This window comes from Pseudoalteromonas sp. Angola-4 (assembly GCF_028599265.1).
Taxonomy (GTDB): Bacteria; Pseudomonadota; Gammaproteobacteria; order Enterobacterales; family Alteromonadaceae; genus Pseudoalteromonas; species Pseudoalteromonas atlantica.
Genome location: NZ_JAQREK010000012.1, coordinates 113,603 through 138,164, shown reverse-complemented (window position 1 = coordinate 138,164; position 24,562 = coordinate 113,603). Strand labels below are relative to the sequence as shown.

Sequence of the window (24,562 nt, the reverse complement as noted above, 5' to 3'; positions counted from 1 at the left end):
GGTTACTGTAAAATGTTAGTTAAAGAAAAGCTTGTCGGTCTCAGCTCTTCATTAGCCAGCAAAGGTAGTCGTTTTAAATCCGGCTCCCGCAACCAATTTCCTTTAGGGGTTTGAGGTTACTGTAAAATGTTAGTTAAAGAAAAGCTTGTCGGTCTCAGCTCTTCATTAGCCAGCAAAGGTAGTCGTTTTAAATCCGGCTCCCGCAACCAATTTCCTTTAGGGGTTTGAGGTTACTGTAAAACGTTAGTTAAAGAAAAGCTTGTCGGTCTCAGCTCTTCATTAGCCAGCAAAGGTAGTCGTTTTAAATCCGGCTCCCGCAACCAATTTCCTTTAGGAAGTTGGCAGCCACGTTGTAATGTAAGCAACGCTAAATAAGTATACATATTTCAGGCGCGGGATGGAGCAGCCTGGTAGCTCGTCGGGCTCATAACCCGAAGGTCGTCGGTTCAAATCCGGCTCCCGCAACCACTGAAATAATAAGTTATATTAAATCGACACGCCAAAAGCGTGTTTTTTTATGCCTAAAATTCAGTGAAATGAATAGCTCGTCGGGCTCAGCTCTGCATAAGCCAGCAAAGGTCGTCGGTTCACCTTTCATAAGCTCTGGCTCCCGCAACCACTGAAATAATAAGTTATATTAAATCGACACGCAAAAAGCGTGTTTTTTTATGCCTGAAATTCAGTGAAACGGATAGCTCGTCGGTCTCAGTTCTCCATTAGCCAGCAAAGGTCGTCGGTTCACCTTTCATAAGCTCTGGCTCCCGCAACCACTGAAATACATAAAATGAAACAACACGCTTAAGGCGTGTTTTTTTATGCCTAAAATTTATATTTCTTTCCCTATAAAGCACTCTTAGATTTATACCCCAAGTAATATCTATAAATATTATAAACTTCTCTAAAAATACGTTATTACTTAAAACTTTGTATAGTTTGTGTTAAAACGGCACAAATAATTTTGGGTTGTTACACATGACTGAACTTTATCACTGGTTTGATTTAATCGGTATTGCTGTGTTTGCTGTTACAGGTACTTTGGTCGCACACGAAAAGAAAATGGATGGTTTTGGGGTTGTAGTATTAGCAGCGGTAACAGCGATTGGGGGCGGTACGGTTCGCGATCTCATATTAGATGTTCCGGTATTTTGGTTACACGATCAAAGTTTTTTTTATGCTATTTTAGCCGCGGTATTTATTACCACGCGGCTTATTAACAAGCAAAAGTCGATTCCGCACTACACATTACAAATTGCCGATGCATTTGGTTTAGCATTTTTTGCGGTAATGGGCACCCAAAAAGCCTTACTAGCCGGCATGCCAAATATGACCGCGATTATTATGGGTGTAATTACCGGTTGCTTTGGGGGCATGCTCCGTGATGTGCTTGCTCGCGAAATTCCTATGCTGCTAAAAGGCGAGTTATACGCTATTACCTGTATTGCTGGCGGTGTAGTTTATACACTGGGAATTCACTTTGCGTTCGCGACCGAACTTGCCATGGTAATGGCAATGCTAACCACCTTATTGCTTCGTATTGCGGCTATTAAATGGCAAATCACAGTACACGTTTTTAAATATTCTGACTAAACTAATTAATTAAACCATTAATTAGGATAAGGAATGTCGCTAGCTCGCATTTACTCTCGTGCCCAAGTGGGTATAAACGCCCCCGAGGTTATTGTAGAAGTACACCTAGGTAATGGTTTACCGGCATTTAATATTGTTGGGCTGCCAGAGGCCTCAGTTAAAGAATCAAAAGACAGGGTGCGTAGCGCCCTAGAAAACTCTCAATTTGGTTTCCCTGATCAACGTATTACCGTAAATTTAGCTCCTGCCGATTTACCTAAAGATGGCGGGCGTTTTGACTTAGCCATTGCCGTAGGTATTTTAGTGGCCTCGGGGCAGGTAGTGTGTCCAGATATACATAAATATGAATTTTACGGTGAGCTTGCCCTTAATGGTGAAGTGCGGGGAGTTAATGCCATTTTGCCTTCTGTACTTGCTGCAAAAGAGCAAAACCGTTGCTGCTTTTTACCTTTTACCAACGATAGCCTCGCAAGTTTGGTGAACGGCGTTAAGCGTAAAGCGGTTAACTCGTTACAAGAAGTATGGGGGGATTTATTAAATCAGCAGCCACTACCTTTAAATATTGAATACCCAGATTGCGCCCAGTCTCCCGACTTTTTACTCGATTTAAGTGATGTTAAAGGCCAACCCGGTGCTAAGCGAGTGCTAGAAATAGCCGCCGCTGGAGGCCATAACCTACTTTTTTTAGGTCCACCTGGTACGGGTAAATCTATGCTAGCGCAGCGTATGGCGACGATAATGCCAACCATGTCTGACGATGAGGCAATATCAACGGCTGCACTGTATTCTATTATTGGCCAATCAATTGATCTAAATAATTGGCGCCAACGGCCTTTTAGAAACCCACACCACACATGCTCGGCAGTCGCTTTAGTTGGTGGCTCTTCAAACCCTAAACCGGGTGAAATTTCACTTGCGCATAACGGGGTGTTGTTTTTGGACGAGCTTCCGGAATTTGAACGTAAGGTACTTGATTCGCTGCGTGAACCCATGGAAACCGGCTCGGTGGTTATTTCTCGGGCTGCAAGGCAAATGGAGTTTCCGGCGCAGTTTCAGCTTATAGCCGCACTAAACCCAAGCCCTACCGGGTGTCATAATGATAAGCGAGCAACACCTGACCAAGTGATGCGCTATTTATCGCGCGTATCAGGCCCGTTTATCGACCGTATCGATTTACAAATAGAGCTGCCGCGACTAACAAGTGTTGAGCTACAAAGTACCGAGCCTGAAGAAACCAGCGCCCAAGTAAGAGCCCGAGTAGAAGCGGCCTACAGTGCACAGCTAAAGCGCCAAGGTAAGGTTAATGCACGATTAAATAATAAAGAAATGAATATACATTGCACTTTAGCCCCTGCTGAGTTGCAGTTTTTAGCACGCGCTAGCGAAAAGCTGTCGTTATCGCCGCGCTCTTACCATAGGGTTATTAAAGTGGCGCGTACTATTAGTGATTTAAAAGGTGCAGAGCATATTAGTTTAGAAGAGCTAAAAGAGGCGCTAAACTATCGCGCTTTTGAGCGGTTACTAGCGCAGTTAACTAACTAAATAAACTAAACGTTGCTGGAAATAATACCGAACCGCAATAATGTTTAATCATTTTAAGGTGCTAAGCTCGGTGCTTGCTGCGTTTTTCTGCGTTTAAAATTTAAATGCGCTAAATTGAGAGCATATAACCTTTACCGCGCACGGTTACAATGCGTTTTTGGTCTTTTTCATCGTATAGTTTTTTACGCAAACGGCCAATTAAAACATCCACAGTACGGTCATTTGGGCTCCAATCTGGTTGGCCTATTTCTTCTGATATTTTTTCTCGTGAGGTTGCTTTGCCTGCGTTGCTAATTAAACAAATTAGCACTTTGTGCTCGGCTTCGGTTAAGCGCGATTCAATACCTGATGAGGTAATTAATGTGCGGTTATCGGGGTGGAGCTTAAAGTCGGCGTATTCTATAAACTCTTCGCTTTCATCATCGTCTTGATTAATTGCAATACGTTTATAAAGTGCGCGCATGCGCAGCTCAAGTTCTAATAAATCAACAGGCTTACAAATATAGTCATCAGCACCTTGTGCAAGCCCTGCAATACGATCGGCTTGAGAGTCGCGGCTAGATAAAACAATCACGCCAATATCGGTCAAAGTGTTGAGCTCTTTGGCAAGCTGCAACCCATCACGCTTGGGTAATACAATATCAATAATGGCAAGAGAAATAGCACTGCGCAGGTTTACGCGTTGCCTAACTATGTTTAGGGCATCGGCACCTGTGGGGTCTATTTCTATCGAAAATTCGGTGTCTGTAAAGTGATTTTGGATGCGCTTAACGAGTAGCTCGTCGTCTTCAACCAATAAAACGTTAATTGCCATAGGACTTATTTTTGTATATTTATAGCTCTGTATGGTAGCACCAATCGTTAAATGCTGAGAAGGGGGCGGTGTAACTTTTCGGTAACTTTATGTTTCAGATATAAAAGGCGGCTTACCTAAGGTTGCTGTTTATGTGAGAAAGCTCAGCACATTTAGCTAAAAATGTGCTGAGCGCTGTGTTACTTATCTGAATACATTGCGTCCCACCACTGTGGTTCGCCTTTTAGTTGTTTATCAAAATAAGCAAGCATGGTGTTCCACCAATCAAAGCGTTTATCACGAGCAAAAATTTGATGGTCGGCGCCTTTATATTCAATAAGTTCTACGTCTTTATTTAAAAGCTTTAAGGCGGTATACATGGTTAAGCTTTCGCCAACAGGTACATTGGTATCGCCATCGCCGTGTAACAGTAGTAAAGGGGTCGTTACTTTATCGGCATGAAATACAGGGCTGTGATCGCTATAAAGTGAAGCGTTATTCCACGGAAAGCTATTTTTTGATGCTTCGCCTGAGTATAAATACCCCCACCAACCTTCGCCCCAATACGAGGTTAAGTTTGATATACCCGCATGCGCAATAGATGCACTAAACATGTCTGTTTTGGTGGCAAGTAGCATGGTCATGAAGCCTCCGTATGAGGCGCCTAAATTACCCACTTTTTTGCTATCAACAAAATCGTATTTTTTTAAAAAGGCCTGCGTACCTTGCATTATATCGCTAGCGGTATAATCGCCCCAGGCGTTAACGTGCTGAGCAGAAAATGTTTGCCCAAAGCCAGTTGCCCCTGTTGGCTGCAATACATAAACAACATAGCCATTTTCTGCCCACAAGTTAAATGGGTAGCGCCCTGTAAAACCACGGGTAACCGGTGAGGTGCCACCGTAGTAATAGACAAGTGCAGGGTGTTTTTTAGTTTTATCTAGGTTGGTAGGTATGTACACACGCCCTGTAATTTCTACGCCGTCTTTATTTGTAAAGTTAAACTCTTCCAGAGTCGGTATTTGTGTATTAGCGTAGGCAAGCGGCTTAGAGTCCCAGATTAGGTCTGTTTTATTTTTACTTATATTTAAGCGTTTAAGCTGCTGAGGCGTGGATGCTGTGGTACCACTTAGTAGCACTTGCGGGTTTCTCTCGTGCGAGTAGCTAAATTGCTCAACGATATCTAAACCTGTATTCAGTTTTTTAAAGCGCTGTTTGCTTAAGTCATATAAATACAAAGGCTGGGTATCTTGCTCTGTTACTTTTATAAGTGCATCGCCGTTATCAAGCACATGTAATTCACCTATAGCGGGGTCAAACTGCTTACTAAGCGCTTTTACGTTTTTACCGTTATTGCTAAGTAAGTACAATTGGCCGTCGTAATTATTAGCTAACATCCCTTTTGGAAGGGCACGGCCTGCGCCATTTTTAAAATCTGGGCCAGCAACAACGTACACATCTTTGTTGGCGTACTTTGCATGGTTAAAGGTTTTAAATTTACCAAAAGACGTTATTTTATTCGATTGTAAGTCAAGTTCCACCAGTTCAGTTTCTGGGTGGGTGGTGGCTTGCATAACCATAACTTGGCGGCTCATTAATACTTTGCCACGATTAGTGTTTGCATCTTCAAAGCTATGCGAAATAGGGCCTTGGCTAAGCGCTTTGGTTAAGCCGCTGTTGGTGTCTAACATATAGAGCTGACTTACGTTGCGTGCGTATGACCATCTATCTTGAAGGCCTTTGTAGTGCTTAGTTAAGCTGTTGTTGTCTTCGGGGGTTTTAGACCAGCTAAAAATAAGGCTGTTATTATCATAAAAATTAAAATTACTCGCGCCTTCAAGTTCTCTGGCCAATGTTTTAATGCTGAGGTTTTTACGGTTTAGCTGTTTTAGCTCACTCCCTAGCATATAAACTAAAAATTGATTATTGGGGCTCCATACCATATTGCTTGGTTGCTGGCCTTCAAAACGATACAAGGTTTGATTTTGGCTATTTTTAAGCTCAGTTACCACGTTTGCTTGGTTAGCTGTTTTATTTGAATAGCTGCGCGTGCTGGTAACGTATTGCTTAGCATCGGGCGCTAAAGAAAGTCGACTAATGGTGGGGGCATCAAAAAGTTGCTCGGCTGAAAGTCGCTTAGTTGTAGAGGTGTTAATTGTAATGTTGTCAGTGTCGGCTTTGGGTTCAAAATCGAGAGAAACGTTGTTCCAGTTAGCCACTTGTTGCGCCACTACAATCACACTATGAGAGCCATTAGTTAACGATAAAGAGTATGTGTGGTTATCGCCTTTTTGAAGCTTGGCATCAATAAACAACTGTGCGTTCTCTATCCCTTTTATAGTTAATGTGCCTTGGCTATAGCGGGTTGTTTCAATATTGAACTTAAGCGCTTGTAGGCCACCTAAAGTAAGTGCGTTTACTTTATTAAACGGCTGCCAGCTATGCTTTTTACCAAATACAGACACACTTTGCGTATTACGTTGCAACTGCTCTAATAAGTTATTAATAATGACTTGGCCGTGCGGTGTTTGAAAAGGCTTAACTTGCATGTTTTCGCCTAAAGGGCCAATAAACTCGATATTTGATTTATCAAGCGGGGCTGCTATTGCTGTCAAGCTCAAGCTGCCAAGAGCAAAAAAGGTAGCTGCTTGTTTTAGTAATTTATTTTTTGTGGTCCAAGGTGAGCTAATTCTCATATTTGTGCCTATTATTGATAGTTATTTGGCCAAATATAGCATGTATTGTTACCATGCCCATATGTTCAACTCATCGGAGAAAAAGTGACTTTACTGATTGTGTACATGGTTGCTGCCATCGTTATTTCTTTTTTATGCTCTGTAATGGAAGCTGTACTGTTAAGTATTTCGCCCAGCTATGTGGCGCTATTACGCAAAAAACAGCCTGAACTTGCAAAGCAGCTCGAAAAACTAAAAAATAATGTAGATCAACCGCTTGCTGCAATACTAACGCTTAACACAGTGGCCCATACCGCCGGTGCTGCAGGTGTGGGTGCGCAAGCCGCTGTGGTTTTTTCAGATGCGGCAGTAGGAATTGCCTCTGCCATAATGACACTCTTAGTATTGGTACTTTCAGAGATTATTCCAAAAACCTTAGGGGCCAATTATTGGCGTGCCTTAACCCCTAGCGTGACCTATTCTTTACGCTTTTTAGTGATATCGCTAAAACCATTTGTGTGGCTTGCTCAAAAGCTTACTAATTTAATGGGGGCCAAGCACGATGAGGCTTTTTATATTCGCCAAGAAATAGAAGCCATGGCAGATATAGGCACCGAAACAGGGGCAATCCATGCCGATGAGTCAGAAATAATCCGCAACCTTTTACATTTTAGGCATGCTAAATTAACCGACTTAATGACGCCGCGTACTGTGCTGTATAAAGTGCATAAAGGGTTAACGGTCGATCAGTACATGAGCGAGCACGGCTCGTCATCATTCTCGCGCGTGTTAGTGTTTGATAAAGACGCCGATGACATAATTGGCTTTGTGCATAAAAACGACATTATGTTGGCTTATCACCGCTTAGGTACCGATTATAAAATTAGCAAATTAGTTAAGCCTATTCATACGGTACCCGAAGGGCATAATGTGTCATCGCTACTACAAACCTTGCTTAAACAGCGTACTCACATATGTTTAATTGTTGATGAATACGGTGATGTTCAAGGCATTGTAACCCTAGAGGATATGATAGAAGCCCTTATGGGGCTTGAAATTGTTGATGAGCGCGACCAATCGACCAATATGCGCATGGTTGCCAAGCAGCGCTGGCGCCAGCGTTTAGCAAGCAGCGAGCACATAGTTAGTGAAGATGACGACACGCCCCGAGATAATAAATAATTACGACGGGGTTGAAGGTTAGCGTTTAATTGTGCCCCCCGTCGTATTTACCCAGTTTAGTGCCCACTCTATAAAATCGTCTTTGGCTTTAGGGCAGGTAAACAAAAATCCTTGCATGGCTAAATTAGTGCGGTAGTTTTTTAAGTAGAGCGATTCTTCGGCGCGCTCTACGCCTTCGGCCACAAGAGCTAATTGCTCTTGGCTGGCAATATCAACCAGTGAGCTGACCACCACTTGCGAAAACTGATCTGTTTCAATATTACTAATAAGTGTACGGTCAATTTTTATTTCAGTAAAAGGCAGGCGCTTAATCTGGTTCATGTTGGTAAAACCTACACCAAAGTCATCCAATGATATGCCAAAGCCATGCATTCTTAATCTGTTTAAGGTTTCTAGCTGAGAAAGGCTAGACAGCGCATGTTGCTCGGTAATCTCTAAAATTATATCACTAGGTGATAGCTCATTGAGCTGCAGTATAAGCATCAGCTTGTTGGGGCAGCTTAAATCATCTAGTTGCGTGGGAGATAGGTTAAAAGCCAGTTTTAGATGCGCAGCAATGTTTGTACGTATAGCTTTTAAGTCGCTGGTGGCTTGCTCAAATAAGCTAAAGGTAATTTGATTAATTAACCCCGATTGCTCCGATAACGAAATAAACCGATTGGGCGAGATGATTTCGCCAGTGTGCGTTTTAACGATGCGCGCTAGCACCTCAATACTTTCTATTTCACTGGTTTGAGAATTTATTTTTGGCTGATAGTAAGGGATTATCTCGTTTAAATTGATTGCCTCATGCAATGCTTTTTCTGAAATAGAGGCATGAGAAAGGTCGGTATGTACTGCTAAGTGTTTTGCTTTTTGTAAAACGGTTTTTACTTGGCTAAGTTGCACGGGTTTAGCTAAATTTGCGACTAAATGAATATTGCTATGGCGCGCTAAATTGGCAGCTAGGTTAATAACCTTATGATCCATCTCCGAAATTATAACTACTGCGCCTGTAAAATTAAGCTCGCCTAGTTTTCTTATAAACTCCATACCATCCATTTCAGGCATGTTTAAGTCTGTAAATACAATATCGTAAAAGTTTATATCGTCGGTTACGTGAGTTAGCGCTTGCTGAGCACTCAGGCATTTTGTAACTTTATTCGAGACTCCTAGCTCATTTAAAATGGCCTCCATAACAATTAAAATCGCCTTTGAGTCATCCACAACTAAAATATTGGGTACCGAAATCGACATGCTCTATCCTTGTAACTGCTTAATATATTAGTACTGTAAAAATAGCGCCTGATCAGCCTTTTGTCAGCTTAGTTTTATATTATTTTTTATCTTCTAAGTGCTTTTGCGCTTATGGTTTAAGGCAATTCGTGTTTTTTAAATTCATCGGTATACTAGCGCCATTGTTTTAACTGGTTTTAGTCATGATAAAAATCGATCTCATGCTTGCAGAGCAACCATTAACGCTAATGGTATCTGGGCATAAAATAGTACAAATATTTCATAATCAACAGGCCATAAGCTTTACAACACCCAAAGAGCATTACGCTGAATTTACTTTAAATAATAAGCAAATAGGGATTGATAGCTCACATGTTCATGAGCAGTCTTTATCGTTATTTGTTGATGGTGTGTTTGCTACTGAACTAGCTTTGCCTGCGCCAGTAAATAGCCAGCCCAAAAAAGGCTTTTTAGGGCTAGCGGCACTGGGCTTTAAATTATTTAAAAGTGCAAAAGTAATTAAAGTGGCTTTAGCGAGTGCATCGGTTGCCGGCTATGCCTGGTTATTTAGTATTGAATTTGCACTAATGCTAATTGCCTGTTTAGTGGTACATGAGTACGGACACGTTAGAGCCATGAAATACTTTGGCATAAAAACCAAGGGTATTTACCTTATTCCCTTTGTAGGCGGATTGGCTGTAAGTGACGATAAAATAACAACACGCTGGCAAGATGTAGTTATATCCCTTATGGGGCCAGCGTTTGGTTTGTTTACCTCAGTGCTAGGTGTGGTTTTATATTACGCCACCGAAATGGACATATTTGCCGGCGTTGCAGTACTCAGTGCCTTATTGAATTTGTTTAACCTTTTGCCTATTTTACCGCTTGATGGCGGACATGTGTTAAAAAGTATCAGTTTTTCAATGCGATCTTGGGTCGGTTTAAGTGTGTGCTTATTGGGCGTGTTATTTGGCTTATGGCTTAGTTATACATTTGGTTTAATGTTACTGGTATTCTTTTTGTTTGTGGGCGCACTGGAAATCGTATTTGAATGGCGCGGTCGACATTACTCGCATTTATTGCCGCTTGATAAATACGGCCAAGGTTTTTCAGCCGCTATGTACGCTATTGTAGTTGCAGGCCATGTGGCAGTAATGATGCACTTTGCAGATTCAGAAAACCCAATACTGAGCCTGCCGATGACGATTTTATCAAGCTAATCGCTATACGCGCAGTATACCTAAATACTGCGCGTTATTAAGGGTTAGTAAAAGCTCAGCACTAGCGATATAAATACCCCCGTTACAAATAACTGCACTACACAAAACCCCATAATGTCTTTCGCTTTTAACCCTGCAATGGCTAATACCGGTAAAGCCCAAAAGGGTTGAATTAAATTGGTCCACGCATCGCCCCACGCAACAGCCATAGCAACACGTGATATATCGGCGCCCAGCTCTTGCGCTGCGGGTATAACAATAGGTGCTTGTACTGCCCATTGGCCGCCACCAGAAGGTACAAACATATTAACAAGCCCTGCACTTATAAAGCTAAAAAATGGCAAGCTATCGGCATCTGCTACGGCAATAAAACCACGCGATATTTGCTGCGCTAAACCGCTGTCGACCATCACAGCCATAATACCTGCGTAAAACGGAAATTGAATGACAATACCCGCCCCGCTGGGAATTGCTTGTTGCAAGCTATTAAGCAAGTTATGGGGTGTTTGGTGCAAGGTAATGGCTAAAAACAAAAACACAGCAATAATGCTGTTTAGGTTTAGGCTACCGCCTGCAACTATAAAGTAATACCCTAAATAGCAAAGGCCAAGTAAACCAATCGAAATGCCAAGCAGCTTTGTGTGTTCTAAATGCTGAGCAGGGCGAGTAATTTTTTCATGTACGGGCGGGGGCTCTTTAATAAGTGCTGGGTCTACATATACGCTGTTTTTATCACTGGGTAGCATGTAGCGGTTAACCAACGGCATAATAATAAATAAGCCAATAAGTATGGCTATGTTAAAGCCAGCAAACAGGGTTTGCTCGGTACTAATTATGCCAATGCTATTTTGTGAAAAGTGCCCTTCGGTAGCAATCGTAAGCGGAATTGAGCCTGCTAAGCCGCCATGCCACACCACAAAGCCAGAATAAGCACTGGCAACTAATAGGCGGTAATCGACCTGTGTTTGCCTTGCAATTGCTTTGGCAAATAAAGCCCCAATAACTAAGCCAAACCCCCAATTAAGCCAGCTGGCTAATAGCGAAATAAGCGTGACTAAAATAATCGCTTTTGGCGCTGAATTAGCAAGCACCGCCAGTTTGTTTAATAACGAATTGATAATGGGCGTGCTTGCTAGCATGTAACCTGTAATCAGCACTAATAGCATTTGCATGGCAAAGCTAAGCAGGTTCCAAAAACCACTCCCCCATGCGTTAATAACTTCAATATGTGTTGCGGGGGTAAAAATACTGGCAGAGAGTAAAGTAATTAAGCTCAGCAATATGACAAATATAAAAGGGTCAGGTAAGTAGCGCTCTACTAATTTGGTAAACGGTGTGGCAATTTTATTAAGCATAATGTGTCTGTGTGTTTTTTAGTCTTATTATAATTAATCATGCTCTTAGCACATTAGCAAACCCGCATTTAGTCTTATATTTTAGGGTCTGAGTATCTTATAGGTTGAACAAAATTTAATCCTAAAAGGGTAACAGGCCTTACTTAAAGGCTTAAACGTTGCTTAAAAGCATGGCTTACAGTAACGTACTGTTTATAGATAATTTACTAACAAAGATTTTGTATCATGCCGGTAATATTTAAGAGGCTAGCGCTACTTGTTCGTGCTCATATCGATCAGCTGAGCTGGCAAGCCGTGGTGCTTGCAATACTTGCTCATATGTTAGTGACTTGGGGGCTGCTATTTATTGCAAATGAGCAAGCGCTTACCTCGTTTACGACCTTTTTTTACTACTACACAGTAACTACCTCAACAGTGGGTTACGGCGATTTTAGCCCAACCAGCGAGCTGGGGCGTTGGGTAGTGGCTTTAATACAAATTCCGTTTGGATTAGCTTTATTTGGCGTTCTGTTAGGAAAAACAGGGCAAACAGTGACTTACTTAATTAGGCGCGCTATGACTGGTGATAAAAACTTTGCTCACAGTAACAACCACATTATTATTTTTGGTTGGCACGATACCCGAACAAAAAAAATGATTGATTATATCCTGGCCGATACCAAACGTACCGACCGCCGTATTTTGTTGGCGGTGACTGAGCAAATGGATCACCCATTTTTAACTAACGAAAATGTCGACTTTGCCCGCCTAACAAGTTTTACCGATTTAGAAGAGCTTGAGCGCGTAGCTATTAACCGTGCCGACAAAGTTATTATTGATGGGCAAGATGACGACCAAACATTTACAACGGCACTGCGTATTAGCCGTTTAGTTAAAGATGAGTGCCATATTAGTGCGCACTTTTTAGATGAAACCAAGGTCGATATGTTGCTTGAGCATTGCCAAAATGTGGAGTGTAGTAGCGCTAAGTCGGCTGAGATTTTAGTACGCTCAATGCAAGACCCAGGCTCGAGTCGAGTACAAGAAGAGCTATTATCTACATTGCACGGCGACACGCAGTTTAGCCTAGCTATTCCAAGTGAATGCGAAGAGATGGAGTTTGGCACTTTATTTCATCATTTTAAGCATGACTATAATGCTATTTTGTTAGGGGTGGCGCATAACTTAAGTGCACAAAATATGGATTTAAATCCGCCACTTGATTACAAGGTAAATGCGGGCGATATCCTGCACTACATTGCCCTTGAACGTGTGCTAACAAATGAAGTAGATTGGCAAAGCTTGGCCAAATAACCAAGGCTTAGGTTAAATAATGAATGAAGTAGTATTTTTAATAATTATTTTAAGCGCTTATATATTACCCGTGGTGATAGTGGTTAATAGTAAGCGCACTCAAGGCCACGAAAAAAACGGCTGGTTATTAGGCGTAATTATTTTTTCGTGGTTGGGGCTTTTTATGTATTTTACGATTGTGCCCAAGCATGGTCACAAAAAAAGAAAGAAGAATAAACCGTCATAGGTCTATTCTAGCTGCTTGAGCTTGTGCTCAACCAGCGGATCATCTGGCACTATTTGTTGGGCAACTTCTAATAACTGAATAGCATCATTTGGGTGTTCATCTTGATGTTTAAGTGCGACATCTATTAACGGCTGAATATCTATTTTGGCCTGATGTTCTTGCACATGCACTTCTTTTTCATCTGCTAAAATTTGATGTGCTGTACTTAACAATGCCAAGCGGTGAGGCGAACTCGCATTTGCCTTATTTAGGCTTTGATAATACTCTTCTTTTAAGCGCAAAGTTTTGGTTTGCAAACGAAACTGCGCTATATCAATCTGCTGGTGGCGTATAAAGTCAACAGCCACCTGTTTGTAAAAGCCAAACTTAGTGAGGTAGCTTGCGTGGGTACCGTGGCCCATGCCAAACACTCTTAAATGAGTCAGTTGTGGGTACCGCTTAGCATGTAGGCGGTCTATTTTATTGGTGGGGTCATAAATTATATACCCCTTAGCATGGCCTAAATCGAGGTCGTTATACTCACTTTGCCAATCAAATTGCTGCGCAAGCTCTGTGCTGGAGCGGGTATCCCACGGAACTGTTTCGGTGTTTTTGGTGCTAACAGGATGAAAAAATAAAACCTGATCTAATTTAAGTAATTTTGCAAACGCGCCAACAGCAAAACCACCGCGACTAAGGCCATAGCCTAAGCGGCACTTAAACGGTGTAAGTAAGCTTGATAACTGCTCCAAAAAGAAGATTAAATTACGGCTTCTAAACCAATTGCTTTTGCCTAAATGTTGGAACGAAATAACATTAACATTTTGTTTTTGCGCCAAGTGATAGCCCCAAGGGGCAAAGTCATCGGTTAGGTCGTGTTCTTGGACATTGGTGCCCGCGGGGGAAAAAGTAAAAAGCAGGGGCTTATTTAAATCAACAAATTCGTATTTTACATACACATCGCCGAGTAGGTCGCCGCCACACATAGGCAGCTTAGTTTGTTGTTCATCACGGCAAAGCGTTAACCATTCATCTAACCAATACAGTAGTTTCATTAATCCCCCAATTATAACTCGCGGGGGATCGTATCAAACACGGCCAAATGAGGTCAAACATAGCCAAGCTTTAGCCCGTTAATGATTAGCTACTATTACAGCTTGATATTTGCTTAATGAGCTTAATTGCTCATGGCTATTATTTGCTCCCAGTCGTTTTGTGTGACAGGCATTACCGAAAGGCGACCTGCTTTTTTAAGGGCTAATTCGTTAATCGCCTCGTTAGCTTTAATGTCTTTTAAGCTTACGCGTTTGTTTAAATGGCTTTTATAGGTTACTTCAACTACAAACCAGCGTGGCTTGTCGGGCGTGGCTTTCGCATCGTAATAGTCACTATTTAAATCAAACTGAGTTGGGTCGGGGTAGGCTTCTTTAGTAACAGTGGCTATACCCACAACGCCTACTTGTTTGCAGCTAGAGTGGTAAATAAATACTAAGTCACCCAATTTTATATCGTCACGCATAAAGTTACGTGCCTGATAATTACGCACGCCTTCCCACAGGGTGGTTTGTTGCGGCGCTGTTTTTAAATCATCAATCGAAAAAGCATCGGGCTCAGTTTTAAATAGCCAATAATTCATAGCGTTACTCATTTAGTTAGATTTACATAGCTGCATTGTATAGTATCATTAGCTTATCTGGGGATTGAGAGAACAGCAAATGAGCCAAGTATTAGATGATTTATTATCGTTATTGTCACTTGAAGAAATTGAACAAGGTTTATATCGTGGGCAAAGCCAAGATTTAGGGTTTAGAGCGGTATTTGGTGGCCAAGTAATGGGGCAGGCATTGTCTGCTGCAAAAGAAACGCTACCAAAAGGACGTGTTGTTCATTCATTACACTCTTACTTTTTACGCCCCGGCGACGCCGCAAAACCGATTGTTTACGACGTAGAAACCATCCGCGATGGTAAAAGCTTTAGCACCCGCCGAGTAAGCGCTATTCAATACGGTAAACCTATTTTTTATATGACTGCGTCGTTTCAGGGTGAAGAAGAAGGCTTATCGCATCAAGCAACCATGCCTAATGTACCGCCACCAGAGGAGCTTCGCTCGTCGCTTGAGTTTTATCAAGAAAACGCCCACCACATACCCGAGGTGATCCGTAATAAGTTTATACGCGAAATGCCCATTGAAATGCGTCCGGTTACTTTTCATAACCCATTTAAGCCAGAGGTTATTGAGCCCGTAAAGCACATTTGGATTAAAGCCAATGGCGATATGCCCGACGATCAACGCATTCATAATTACTTATTAGCGTATGCCTCTGACTTTGAGTTTTTACCTACGGCATTACAGCCTCATGGCGTATCGTTTATGCAGCCAAATATGCAAGTGGCAACGATTGACCATGCTATGTGGTTCCACCGCCCATTTAGAATGGACGATTGGATTTTATATACCATAGACAGCCCAAGTGCTAGTTCTGGGCGAGGCTTGGTAAGAGGCCAGTTTTTTGACCGCCAAGGTAATTTAGTCGCATCAACGATTCAAGAAGGGGTGATGCGCCAGCGTTAATTTTATTAGACTTACTGGCAATAGACTGGCTGTTAAGCGCAAATTAGCAGTGTTTTCGCTAAAGGTTTTGCCAAGAGGTAAGCGTCTCTATGTAGCATTGTTGTTCAATAACTAAACGTACAAAAAAGCCTCAACATGTTAAATGTTGAGGCTTTTTTAATGGTGTTTAATTAGAGCTTAAATTACAGCAACTCGCTAATTACATTGATCTTGCACTATGTCGCTAACCGATTGCCATATACGTGCAGGTAATAAGGTTTTTAAGTACATGTATATTTCACACAGTTGTGTACTACCGTGAATACCATTTTCACCTTCAGTAATTAGCAGCTCACCGCGTAAATTATCAATAAAGCTTACCAGTACTTTTTTATCAAAAAACTCCGGGGTTTTAATGCCGTGTAAGGTGCCTAAACGGTTTGCCAGTACTTGGCTTTCACGTTCCAGTTCGGCTTTTTCAATTCCGTTACTGGTTTGAATAAAGCCCACAACAATGGCATAACGTTGCAACGTAAAGCTAAGCGACCTACCTAGCATTTCAAGTTTGGCTAATGAATCATTCGTGTTAGTAACATGAATGGTATCGCCATCAAGCTCAATTAAGTTTTGATCGCTAAAGTTAGCCAAAATACGGCTTATGTAGTTTTCATCTAGCGGCTGTAAATACCATTCTTTTGCAAACAGAGGGTAAAAAGCCGAAACAAGCTTTTGGCATTGCTCAACCGTACTACTGTGTTGCTTAAATAAGTGCAAAGCAATAAGGCTTGGCACAGCAAATAAGTGCAAAATATTATTACGATAATAGTTAAACAGGGTTTTTTCTTTATCGTTAATTGCAATAATTTCGCCAAATTCATCGCTAATAACATCAAACTTATTAAGCTTAATGGCGTGCGTTAATAGCTGCTCTGGTGTTTCATCGGGGGCGGTGACTTTATCGCTATAGCTTGCATCGCGTTGTAGGCGTAAGTAAAAATCTAGTTGCGCTAATAGCTTAGGCTTACTTAACGCGTGTTTGTCGTTAACTAGCAAAATCATAGCCAGTAAATTCACAGCGTTAAGTGCTGCGGCATTATTAATTTTTACCATTACTTGGTCGGCCAATGCGGCTACTTGAGGGCCTAGCCATTGCGGCTTTTGCACATCGGTAGGGTGTATTGCATCGCGCCAATCAGGTTGGTTGTCGTTTAAGTATTGGTTTATAGAAATAGGGTCGCCAAAGTTTAAGTAACCACGGCCGTAATTTTTAAGGTTTTTAATGGCTTTAAAAATACCAAAAATGGACTCGCCTTTTTTATCTTTACCGGCAAGCTCTTTTAAGTAGGTATTGATTTCCATTACATGCTCATAGCCAATGTATACCGGCACAATAGAAACCGGGCGGTCTATGCCGCGTAGCATTGCTTGCAATGTCATGGCGAGCATACCGGTTTTTGGCGGTAGTAATCGGCCAGTGCGGCTGCGCCCGCCTTCAGTGTAAAACTTAACTGAGTAACCTTTAATAAATAGCTGGCTTAAATACTCTTTAAATACGGCTGAGTAAAGTTTATTACCGGCAAACGAGCGGCGTATAAAAAACGCCCCTGAGCGGCGAAAAATACCACCTGCAGGGAAAAAGTTTAGATTAATGCCCGCGGCAATATGCGGCGGCACCAAACCTTGATGGTATATAGCATAGGTAAGTAACAAGTAATCCATGTGGCTGCGATGACACGGCATATAGATTATCTCGTGACCCTTATTTGTTAGCTCATGAATTTGCTCGGTGTATTTTATATCTATACCGTTATAAAGCTTAGTCCACAGCCACGTTAAAATTCTGTCGCCTACACGTATCATTGCCTCAGAGTAATTAGCGGCAATTTCATCTAGTAGTTTTAACGCGTTTTGGCGGGCTTCTGTTTGGCTTATTCCTTTTGACTTTGCTTCATCTTGAATTGCTTTTTTTATTGTCGGCGAAGCCAAAAGTGAGTTAAATAATTGCTCGCGCGAGGGCATTTTAGGGCCCGTAGCGGCCAGTTTTTGACGTTTAAAGTGCACCCGAGCAACACGCAATAGTTTTTGTGGTAGCTCATTTACGTCGGCTTTTTCGTTCACGATAAGTGATAAATCGAGTGGCTGGCTAAAGCGAATAAAGTTATCGCGCCCAGAAAAAAGCACAACGAAAAATTTTCTAAACCAACTAGGCGTAAGAGAGTGGGTAATTAAGGTACGAATACCTGGCTTTTCCTTACCTGGGTCGCGCCCCCATAAAATAGTTACCGGCACCACTTGTACATTCTTTTGCCCGCTATTTAATAAATGTTCAACTATTTGCTTACCTTGTGATAAAGCGGCGGTCGGTTTAGCGGTATCGCCAAATAAAGGCGGCGGATTTTTTATACCAATAAAGCGTGCCAACTCTTGGCTCCCTAACGTTTGATATTCGCATGGGTTAGGCAAACCATGCTTTTTACATACATTAGTAAGCGCAGCTAAATCGAAACGCGAATTTAAACGTACTATATAAAAAGTAGGGTGTTCAGGATTAAGGTCATATTGTTCTATTGGGCTTTGGGGAAGGACCTTACTTTTTACCAAAACACGGCTTACGCAGCTAGTAAGAAAATTCAAACAATAATTTAATAAACGCATCGACTCACCATATTGAGAGTATTAAAAGCAAAATTAGCGCATAGGATACCATAATATCTATAAAATCCTGTAATTTGCGTAATCGGTTAAATTATAAACATAAGACTAATTTGGCGCTGAGCAGTTCAATTATAGCTATAAATAACCAGTGGCGGTTATTTGGGCAGCCTTACACCCGTAATTAATTTGCAATTAGTTGTTGCATTTATCACCAATATCACTATAATACGCAGGCTTTCAAGATTCCTCTGGAACTTGAAGGGATAAATTAAGCTTGGATTTCAAGCTAATAAACAGGAGTTCCGATTTGGAACTCATCGTAGATATAAATCAACAACCGGCATCTTAATTATTAAGATTGTTTCGGTCGTTTTTTTATGCTCTTTAAATGCTCTTTATATTGAGGTTTAAGAATGTCAAATCAACGCATTCGTATTCGCCTAAAAGCTTTTGACCACCGTTTGATTGACCAATCAACGGCGGAAATCGTGGAAACTGCGAAACGCACAGGCGCACAAGTACGTGGTCCAATCCCACTACCTACACGCTTTGAACGTTTTACTGTACTAACTTCACCGCACGTAAACAAAGATGCGCGTGATCAGTACGAGATCCGCACCCATAAACGTCTGATCGACATCGTAGAACCAACTGACAAGACTGTTGACGCATTAATGCGTTTAGATCTTGCTGCTGGTGTTGATGTTCAAATCAGCCTGGGTTAATCGAAAGATTAGAGAGGTTATAGGAAAATGGCATTAGGTCTAGTCGGTCGTAAAGTGGGTATGACACGTATCTTCACTGAAGATGGTGTATCTATCCCTGTGACAGTTATCGAAGCGACTCCTAACCGCATTGCTCAGATCAAATCTGACGCAACAGACGGTTATAACGCGCTTCAAGTAACCGCAGGCACTAAAAAAGCAAGCCGTGTAAACAAAGCAGCAGCGGGTCATTTCGCTAAAGCTGGTGTTGAAGCGGGTCGCGGTCTGTGGGAATTCCGCCTAAATGGTGGTGAAGGCGATTTTGAAGTAGGCGCTGAGCTTACTGTTGAATTATTCAACGAAATCAACAAAGTTGACGTAACCGGTACTTCTAAAGGTAAAGGTTTCCAAGGTGGTGTTAAGCGCTGGAATTTCAGCATGCAAGACGCTACTCACGGTAACTCTCTATCTCACCGTGCTCCTGGTTCAATCGGTCAAAACCAATCACCTGGTAAGGTGTTTAAAGGTAAGAAAATGGCCGGTCATATGGGTGCTGAGCGTGTAACGACTCAAAACTTAGAACTAGTTCGCGTTGACGCTGAGCGTAACTTGCTTTTAGTTAAAGGTGCAGTACCTGGCGCTATCGGCGGTGACGTTATCGTTAAACCAGCTGTTAAAGCATAAGTCCTGGAGATTTAGTGATGGAATTAGCAATTAAAGACGCTTCTGGCGCTCTTGAAGTTTCTGAAGCTACTTTTGGACGTGAGTTTAACGAAGCATTAGTACACCAAGTAGTTGTTGCATACGCAGCAGGTGCTCGTCAAGGTACTCGTGCTCAGAAGACACGTTCTGAAGTAAGCGGTGGTGGTAAAAAACCATGGGCTCAAAAAGGTACTGGCCGTGCACGTGCTGGTACAATCCGTAGTCCAATTTGGCGTTCAGGTGGCGTTAGCTTCGCAGCTAAACCACAAGACCACAGCCAAAAAGTAAACCGTAAAATGTACCGCGGTGCGATCAAAAGCATCTTATCTGAATTAGTTCGTCAAGAGCGTTTAATCGTTGTTGAAAGCTTTGGTCTTGAAGCACCAAAGACTAAAGAACTAGTTTCTAAGCTTAAAGAACTTGAGCTTAAAGATGTTCTTATCGTGACTGAAGAAGTAGATGAAAATCTTTTCTTATCGGCACGTAACCTGTACAAGGTTGACACGCGTGATGTAGCTGGTATCGATCCTGTAAGCTTAATTGCTTTCGACAAGGTACTTATTACAGCTGCTGCTGTTAAGCAACTTGAGGAGGCGCTAGCATGATCCGTGAAGAACGTCTTTTAAAAGTGATCCTTGCTCCACATATCTCTGAAAAAAGCACAATTGCTGCTGAAGAAAACAATACTATTGTTTTTAAAGTAACAAATGACGCAACTAAAGCTGAAATTAAAGCAGCAGTTGAGAAGCTTTTTGAAGTAGAAGTAACGGGTGTTCGCACACTTAACGTTAAGGGTAAAACAAAACGTACTGGCATGCGTTTCGGTCGTCGTAGCGACTGGAAGAAAGCTTACGTTACTCTTAAAGAAGGTAGCGAGCTAGACTTTGTCGGCGGCGCCGAGTAATAAGGGGAGTTAGAATTATGGCACTTCAAAAGTGTAAACCAACTTCTGCGGGTCGTCGTCACCTAGTTAAAGTGGTTAACCCAGATTTACATAAGGGTAAACCTTACGCACCACTATTAGAGAAAAACTCTAAATCAGGTGGTCGTAATAACAATGGTCGTATTACGGTTCGTCATATCGGTGGTGGTCATAAGCATCATTACCGTTTAATCGATTTTAAACGTACTAAAGATGGCATTCCAGCCACTGTTGAGCGTTTGGAATATGATCCAAACCGTAGCGCAAACATCGCTCTTGTATTATATGCAGACGGTGAGCGTCGTTACATTATCGCACCTAAAGGCTTAAAAGCTGGCGATGCAATCCAGTCTGGTGTTGATGCACCAATCAAGCCTGGTAATGCATTACCTATGCGTAACATGCCTGTAGGTTCGACTGTTCACAACGTAGAATTAAAACCAGGTAAAGGTGCTCAAATCGCACGTTCTGCTGGTGCATACGTTCAAATCCTTGCGCGTGATGGTCAATACGTAACATTACGTCTTCGTTCTGGCGAAGTACGTAAAGTACAATCTGATTGTCGTGCAACGCTAGGTGAAGTAGGCAATGCTGAGCATATGCTTCGTTCACTTGGTAAAGCAGGTGCAAATCGCTGGCGTGGTATTCGTCCGACAGTTCGTGGTGTTGCCATGAACCCGGTTGATCACCCACACGGTGGTGGTGAAGGTCGTACATCTGGTGGTCGTCATCCTGTGTCTCCATGGGGTAAGCCTACTAAAGGTGCTAAGACGCGTAAGAACAAGCGTACGGATAAATTTATAGTACGTCGTCGTACTAAGTAATATTGAGGAATAGCCATGCCACGCTCTCTCAAGAAGGGTCCTTTTATAGACCTACACTTGCTGAAGAAGGTAGAGAAAGCTTTGGAAAGCGGTGAAAAGAAGCCAATTAAAACTTGGAGCCGTCGTTCAATGATCATACCTAACATGATCGGATTGACCATTGCTGTCCATAATGGTCGCCAGCATGTACCAGTTTTCGTTTCTGACGAAATGATCGGTCACAAACTAGGTGAATTTGCACCAACTCGCACTTACCGTGGCCATGCTGCGGATAAGAAAGCGAAGAAACGCTAAGAGGGGAATGATAAATGCAAGCATTAGCTAAACATAAATTCGCCTCTGGTTCGGCGCAAAAAGCTCGTCTAGTTGCAGATCAGATCCGCGGACTACCTGTCGATCGCGCTCTAGAAATCCTGGCGTACAGCCCGAAAAAAGCGGCTGTATTAGTTAAAAAAGTACTTGAGTCTGCTATTGCTAACGCAGAGCATAACGAAGGTGCTGACATTGATGAGCTTCGTGTAACTACGATTTTTGTGGACGATGGTCCTACAATGAAACGTATTATGCCACGTGCTAAAGGACGCGCAGACCGCATCCTTAAGCGTACAAGCCACATCACTGTTGTGGTTTCAGATAGCTAGGAGTATAAGTAATGGGACAAAAAGTTCATCCTACTGGTATTCGCCTAGGTATATCTAAACCTTGGGTTTCTACCTGGTACGCGAGTTCTAAAGATTTCTCTGATCAGCTTTTTGGCGATCACAAAGTACGTACTTTCCTTACAAAGGAATTAAAAGCGGCTTCTGTGTCTAAAATCGTTATTGAGCGTCCAGCAAAATCGATCCGCGTAACAATTCACACGGCTCGTCCGGGTGTTGTTATCGGTAAAAAAGGCGAAGACGTTGAAAAGCTACGTCAAGCGGTAACTAAGATCGCAGGTGTACCTGCTCAGATTAATATTTCTGAAGTACGTAAACCAGAGTTAGATGCACAACTAGTAGCAGACGGCATTGCCTCTCAGCTAGAGCGTCGTGTTATGTTCCGTCGCGCTATGAAGCGTTCGGTACAAAATGCAATGCGCATCGGTTCTAAAGGGATCAAAGTTGAAGTTAGCGGTCGTCTTGGCGGCGCAGAAATCGCACGTTCAGAATGGTATCGTGAAGGTCGTGTACCTCTACATACTCTTCGTGCTGATATCGACTACGCAACTTCTGAAGCCTTAACCACTTATGGTATCATTGGTGTTAAAGTTTGGATCTTCAAAGGCGAAGTTATTGGTGGTTTACCACTAGTACAAGAGCAAGAGAAGCCAGCTAAACGCGCACCAAAGAAAGCCAAGAAAAGTGCTAAGTAGAGGTAGCGAGTAATGTTACAGCCAAAACGTACAAAATTCCGTAAAATGCACAAAGGCCGCAACCGCGGTTTAGCGCAAAACGGTAACAAAGTAAGCTTCGGTACTTTCGGTTTGAAAGCTACTGGTCGTGGCCGCATGACTGCTCGTCAAATCGAAGCAGCTCGTCGTGCTATGACGCGTCACGTGAAACGTCAAGGTAAAATCTGGATCCGTGTCTTCCCTGACAAGCCGATCACAGAAAAGCCTCTTGAAGTTCGTATGGGTAAAGGTAAAGGTTCTGTTGAATATTGGGTTGCTGAAATTCAGCCTGGTAAAGTACTTTACGAAATGGAAGGTGTTTCTGAAGAGCTTGCTCGTGAAGCGTTTGACCTTGCAGCTCGTAAACTGCCATTCAAAACAACTTTCGTAACTCGGACGGTAATGTGATGAAAGCAAGCGAACTAAAAGACAAAAGCGTAGAAGAGCTAAATGCTGAACTTCTAGGACTTCTTCGTGAGCAGTTTAACCTGCGCATGCAAGCAAGCACTGGTCAGTTAGCTCAGACACACACGCTAAGAACAGTACGTCGCGATATCGCGCGTGTAAAAACAATTATTAACCAGAAGGCAGGTCAATAATGAGCGATAAAATTCGTACTCTTCAAGGCCGTGTAGTAAGCGACAAGATGGAAAAATCTTTCACTGTTGCTATCGCACGTTACGTGAAGCACCCAATCTATGGGAAATTCATCAAACGTACTACTAAGCTACACGTACATGACGAAAACAACACAGCAAAAGCGGGTGACGTAGTTACTATCCGTGAATGCGCACCAATTTCTAAGAATAAATCTTGGACTTTAGTAGACGTTGTTTCTAGTCCAAAACAAGCTTAATTTTTAAATTAAGTAAGTTTTGTAAAAAAGCCCTGGCATTAGCCGGGGCTTTTTGTTTGCGTTTAAAAAGGCTGTAAGTTTGAAGTTTTCAGTCGTTAGCTGCTCGCAGTGAAGTGAAGCGCCGTAGCTTGGGTTGAGACTAGAACACTTGAAAAAAAGCACGCCACGAATACGTAATAGTCCTAATTCTAATCGAAAATAATACCAATCGTGTTAAGTTATTAGGCATTTATAGCGACAGATTAAAATTTCTGATGTACGACTGTATAGATGTTTCAGGTAGAGTAATACTGGAGTAATTGCCAAGAACAACTAAATAACAGCTCTATAATTTACCAAACCTATGCCTTTGCGAGAGTAAAGCTGCAACAATAGATATTAATATGCACACGGCAGAGCCTACCACTAGGAAGCGGTTCTCGATTCGACTGACTTGCCTTTCACCTACAATTTGATAGGTCACATCCCCCTCAATAAAGCGTTCGCCTTGGTATTGCTGAGTGACGTTAAATGCTAAAAAGTCACCTAGCTTTGCTTGATAGGTAAAGTAGGTTTGTGGATAAAAAATTTCATATGTTGCACATAACCACGCTATCAGCCCACATATAAATAAAGTCAGGCACATAATTAAAGTGATGTTTGAGGGCTTATCTATCGCTGAACTTATAGGTAGGCATTTATCAATACAGCCTTCGCCATAGCAAAGTTTAAGCTTTTCAATTACCTCAGTTGAGGGGATAAACTGTCCATTTTCAAGCTTTGAAAGGTACGACTGTTGAATTCCAATTTCACGCGCTGCATAAGCCTGAGTCCACTTTTTATTTGCTCTAAGGCGTTTTAACTCCATTCCTAACGCTTGCATACCCTCTGCTCTTATTTGATTAGTTAAGCGTTTTATTATCGCTAAA

At 42.1% G+C, this 24,562-nt stretch carries 26 protein-coding genes and 1 tRNA gene; 19 read left to right on the top strand and 8 right to left on the bottom strand.

Going from position 1 to position 24,562, the window contains the following annotated elements; all coding sequences use genetic code 11:
• The first annotated feature begins 391 nt into the window (after positions 1–391).
• From PSH48_RS14410 to PSH48_RS14400, 3 genes are all read left to right on the top strand, one after another.
• Positions 392–468, top strand: a tRNA-Met gene (locus PSH48_RS14410).
• A gap of 504 nt (positions 469–972) precedes the next feature.
• Entirely contained in the window at positions 973–1,587 is a 615-nt protein-coding gene (locus PSH48_RS14405) for a trimeric intracellular cation channel family protein (RefSeq protein ID WP_055255143.1), read from the top strand.
• 33 nt (positions 1,588–1,620) lie between these two features.
• Complete coding sequence (locus PSH48_RS14400) at positions 1,621–3,129, top strand: YifB family Mg chelatase-like AAA ATPase (protein WP_273611795.1); 1,509 nt, start codon at positions 1,621–1,623, stop codon at positions 3,127–3,129.
• Between the two features lie 109 nt (positions 3,130–3,238).
• Here PSH48_RS14400 and PSH48_RS14395 read toward each other — a convergent pair whose 3' ends face one another.
• Together PSH48_RS14395 and PSH48_RS14390 are read right to left on the bottom strand one after the other, a co-directional pair.
• Entirely contained in the window at positions 3,239–3,943 is a 705-nt protein-coding gene (locus PSH48_RS14395) for a response regulator transcription factor (protein WP_004588673.1), read from the bottom strand.
• 179 nt (positions 3,944–4,122) lie between these two features.
• On the bottom strand, positions 4,123–6,618 hold the full coding sequence (locus tag PSH48_RS14390) for an alpha/beta hydrolase family protein (RefSeq protein WP_273611794.1): 2,496 nt from the start codon (positions 6,616–6,618) through the stop codon (positions 4,123–4,125).
• Between the two features lie 84 nt (positions 6,619–6,702).
• On the opposite strand from PSH48_RS14390, the gene PSH48_RS14385 reads away from it, so the two are divergent.
• Positions 6,703–7,779, top strand: coding sequence for a CNNM domain-containing protein (locus PSH48_RS14385; protein ID WP_004588675.1), 1,077 nt, complete (start codon positions 6,703–6,705; stop codon positions 7,777–7,779).
• 18 nt (positions 7,780–7,797) lie between these two features.
• On the opposite strand, the gene PSH48_RS14380 is transcribed toward PSH48_RS14385, so the two are convergent.
• Positions 7,798–9,015: an EAL domain-containing response regulator gene (locus tag PSH48_RS14380; RefSeq protein WP_273611793.1), complete on the bottom strand. Its 1,218-nt coding sequence runs from the start codon at positions 9,013–9,015 to the stop codon at positions 7,798–7,800.
• 182 nt (positions 9,016–9,197) lie between these two features.
• On the opposite strand from PSH48_RS14380, the gene PSH48_RS14375 reads away from it, so the two are divergent.
• Complete coding sequence (locus tag PSH48_RS14375; protein ID WP_273611792.1) at positions 9,198–10,214, top strand: metalloprotease; 1,017 nt, start codon at positions 9,198–9,200, stop codon at positions 10,212–10,214.
• A gap of 44 nt (positions 10,215–10,258) precedes the next feature.
• Here the strand turns inward: PSH48_RS14375 and PSH48_RS14370 are convergent, their stop codons facing one another.
• A complete protein-coding gene (locus tag PSH48_RS14370) occupies positions 10,259–11,569 on the bottom strand; it encodes a short-chain fatty acid transporter (protein WP_273611791.1) in 1,311 nt (436 codons plus the stop codon).
• Positions 11,570–11,794: 225 nt separating this feature from the next.
• Between PSH48_RS14370 and PSH48_RS14365 the strand changes: the two genes are divergently transcribed.
• Complete coding sequence (locus PSH48_RS14365) at positions 11,795–12,862, top strand: potassium channel family protein (protein WP_055255152.1); 1,068 nt, start codon at positions 11,795–11,797, stop codon at positions 12,860–12,862.
• 19 nt (positions 12,863–12,881) lie between these two features.
• A complete protein-coding gene (locus tag PSH48_RS14360) occupies positions 12,882–13,088 on the top strand; it encodes a PLDc N-terminal domain-containing protein (RefSeq protein WP_004588680.1) in 207 nt (68 codons plus the stop codon).
• 2 nt (positions 13,089–13,090) lie between these two features.
• On the opposite strand, the gene PSH48_RS14355 is transcribed toward PSH48_RS14360, so the two are convergent.
• Together PSH48_RS14355 and PSH48_RS14350 are read right to left on the bottom strand one after the other, a co-directional pair.
• Entirely contained in the window at positions 13,091–14,122 is a 1,032-nt protein-coding gene (locus tag PSH48_RS14355) for a hypothetical protein (RefSeq protein WP_055255153.1), read from the bottom strand.
• Between the two features lie 122 nt (positions 14,123–14,244).
• Positions 14,245–14,703, bottom strand: coding sequence for an EVE domain-containing protein (locus PSH48_RS14350; RefSeq protein WP_138578075.1), 459 nt, complete (start codon positions 14,701–14,703; stop codon positions 14,245–14,247).
• 79 nt (positions 14,704–14,782) lie between these two features.
• Between PSH48_RS14350 and tesB the strand changes: the two genes are divergently transcribed.
• Positions 14,783–15,640, top strand: coding sequence for an acyl-CoA thioesterase II (gene tesB, locus PSH48_RS14345; RefSeq protein WP_004588683.1), 858 nt, complete (start codon positions 14,783–14,785; stop codon positions 15,638–15,640).
• A gap of 195 nt (positions 15,641–15,835) precedes the next feature.
• Here the strand turns inward: tesB and plsB are convergent, their stop codons facing one another.
• Positions 15,836–18,274: a glycerol-3-phosphate 1-O-acyltransferase PlsB gene (gene plsB / locus PSH48_RS14340; protein WP_273611790.1), complete on the bottom strand. Its 2,439-nt coding sequence runs from the start codon at positions 18,272–18,274 to the stop codon at positions 15,836–15,838.
• Positions 18,275–18,687: 413 nt separating this feature from the next.
• Here plsB and rpsJ point away from each other — a divergent pair, with 413 nt between their 5' ends.
• The 11 genes from rpsJ to rpsQ are packed head-to-tail and all read left to right on the top strand — an operon-like array spanning position 18,688 to position 23,654.
• Entirely contained in the window at positions 18,688–18,999 is a 312-nt protein-coding gene (gene rpsJ / locus PSH48_RS14335; RefSeq protein WP_002957900.1) for a 30S ribosomal protein S10, read from the top strand.
• Between the two features lie 27 nt (positions 19,000–19,026).
• Complete coding sequence (gene rplC, locus PSH48_RS14330; RefSeq protein ID WP_004588685.1) at positions 19,027–19,662, top strand: 50S ribosomal protein L3; 636 nt, start codon at positions 19,027–19,029, stop codon at positions 19,660–19,662.
• Between the two features lie 17 nt (positions 19,663–19,679).
• Positions 19,680–20,285 (top strand): 50S ribosomal protein L4, encoded by a 606-nt coding sequence (gene rplD, locus PSH48_RS14325; protein WP_004588686.1) that lies wholly within the window; start codon positions 19,680–19,682, stop codon positions 20,283–20,285.
• Entirely contained in the window at positions 20,282–20,584 is a 303-nt protein-coding gene (rplW, locus tag PSH48_RS14320) for a 50S ribosomal protein L23 (RefSeq protein ID WP_004588687.1), read from the top strand. Before rplD ends, rplW begins: the two co-directional genes overlap by 4 nt.
• A 17-nt stretch (positions 20,585–20,601) precedes the next feature.
• On the top strand, positions 20,602–21,426 hold the full coding sequence (gene rplB, locus PSH48_RS14315; RefSeq protein ID WP_004588688.1) for a 50S ribosomal protein L2: 825 nt from the start codon (positions 20,602–20,604) through the stop codon (positions 21,424–21,426).
• A 15-nt stretch (positions 21,427–21,441) separates the two neighbouring features.
• A complete protein-coding gene (rpsS, locus tag PSH48_RS14310) occupies positions 21,442–21,720 on the top strand; it encodes a 30S ribosomal protein S19 (RefSeq protein ID WP_004588689.1) in 279 nt (92 codons plus the stop codon).
• Positions 21,721–21,734: 14 nt separating this feature from the next.
• Positions 21,735–22,067: a 50S ribosomal protein L22 gene (rplV, locus tag PSH48_RS14305; RefSeq protein WP_004588690.1), complete on the top strand. Its 333-nt coding sequence runs from the start codon at positions 21,735–21,737 to the stop codon at positions 22,065–22,067.
• Positions 22,068–22,078: 11 nt separating this feature from the next.
• Positions 22,079–22,780, top strand: coding sequence for a 30S ribosomal protein S3 (gene rpsC, locus PSH48_RS14300; RefSeq protein WP_004588691.1), 702 nt, complete (start codon positions 22,079–22,081; stop codon positions 22,778–22,780).
• Between the two features lie 12 nt (positions 22,781–22,792).
• A complete protein-coding gene (rplP, locus tag PSH48_RS14295) occupies positions 22,793–23,206 on the top strand; it encodes a 50S ribosomal protein L16 (RefSeq protein WP_002957890.1) in 414 nt (137 codons plus the stop codon).
• Positions 23,206–23,397 carry a 50S ribosomal protein L29 gene (gene rpmC, locus PSH48_RS14290; RefSeq protein ID WP_004588692.1) on the top strand — a complete coding sequence of 64 codons (192 nt, stop codon included), beginning with the start codon at positions 23,206–23,208 and terminating at the stop codon, positions 23,395–23,397. The genes rplP and rpmC overlap by 1 nt, the downstream gene beginning before the upstream one ends.
• Positions 23,397–23,654 carry a 30S ribosomal protein S17 gene (rpsQ, locus tag PSH48_RS14285; RefSeq protein ID WP_004588693.1) on the top strand — a complete coding sequence of 86 codons (258 nt, stop codon included), beginning with the start codon at positions 23,397–23,399 and terminating at the stop codon, positions 23,652–23,654. The genes rpmC and rpsQ overlap by 1 nt, the downstream gene beginning before the upstream one ends.
• Positions 23,655–23,979: 325 nt before the next feature.
• Here the strand turns inward: rpsQ and PSH48_RS14280 are convergent, their stop codons facing one another.
• Positions 23,980–24,516, bottom strand: coding sequence for a helix-turn-helix domain-containing protein (locus PSH48_RS14280; RefSeq protein WP_273611789.1), 537 nt, complete (start codon positions 24,514–24,516; stop codon positions 23,980–23,982).
• Positions 24,517–24,562: the final 46 nt, after the last annotated feature.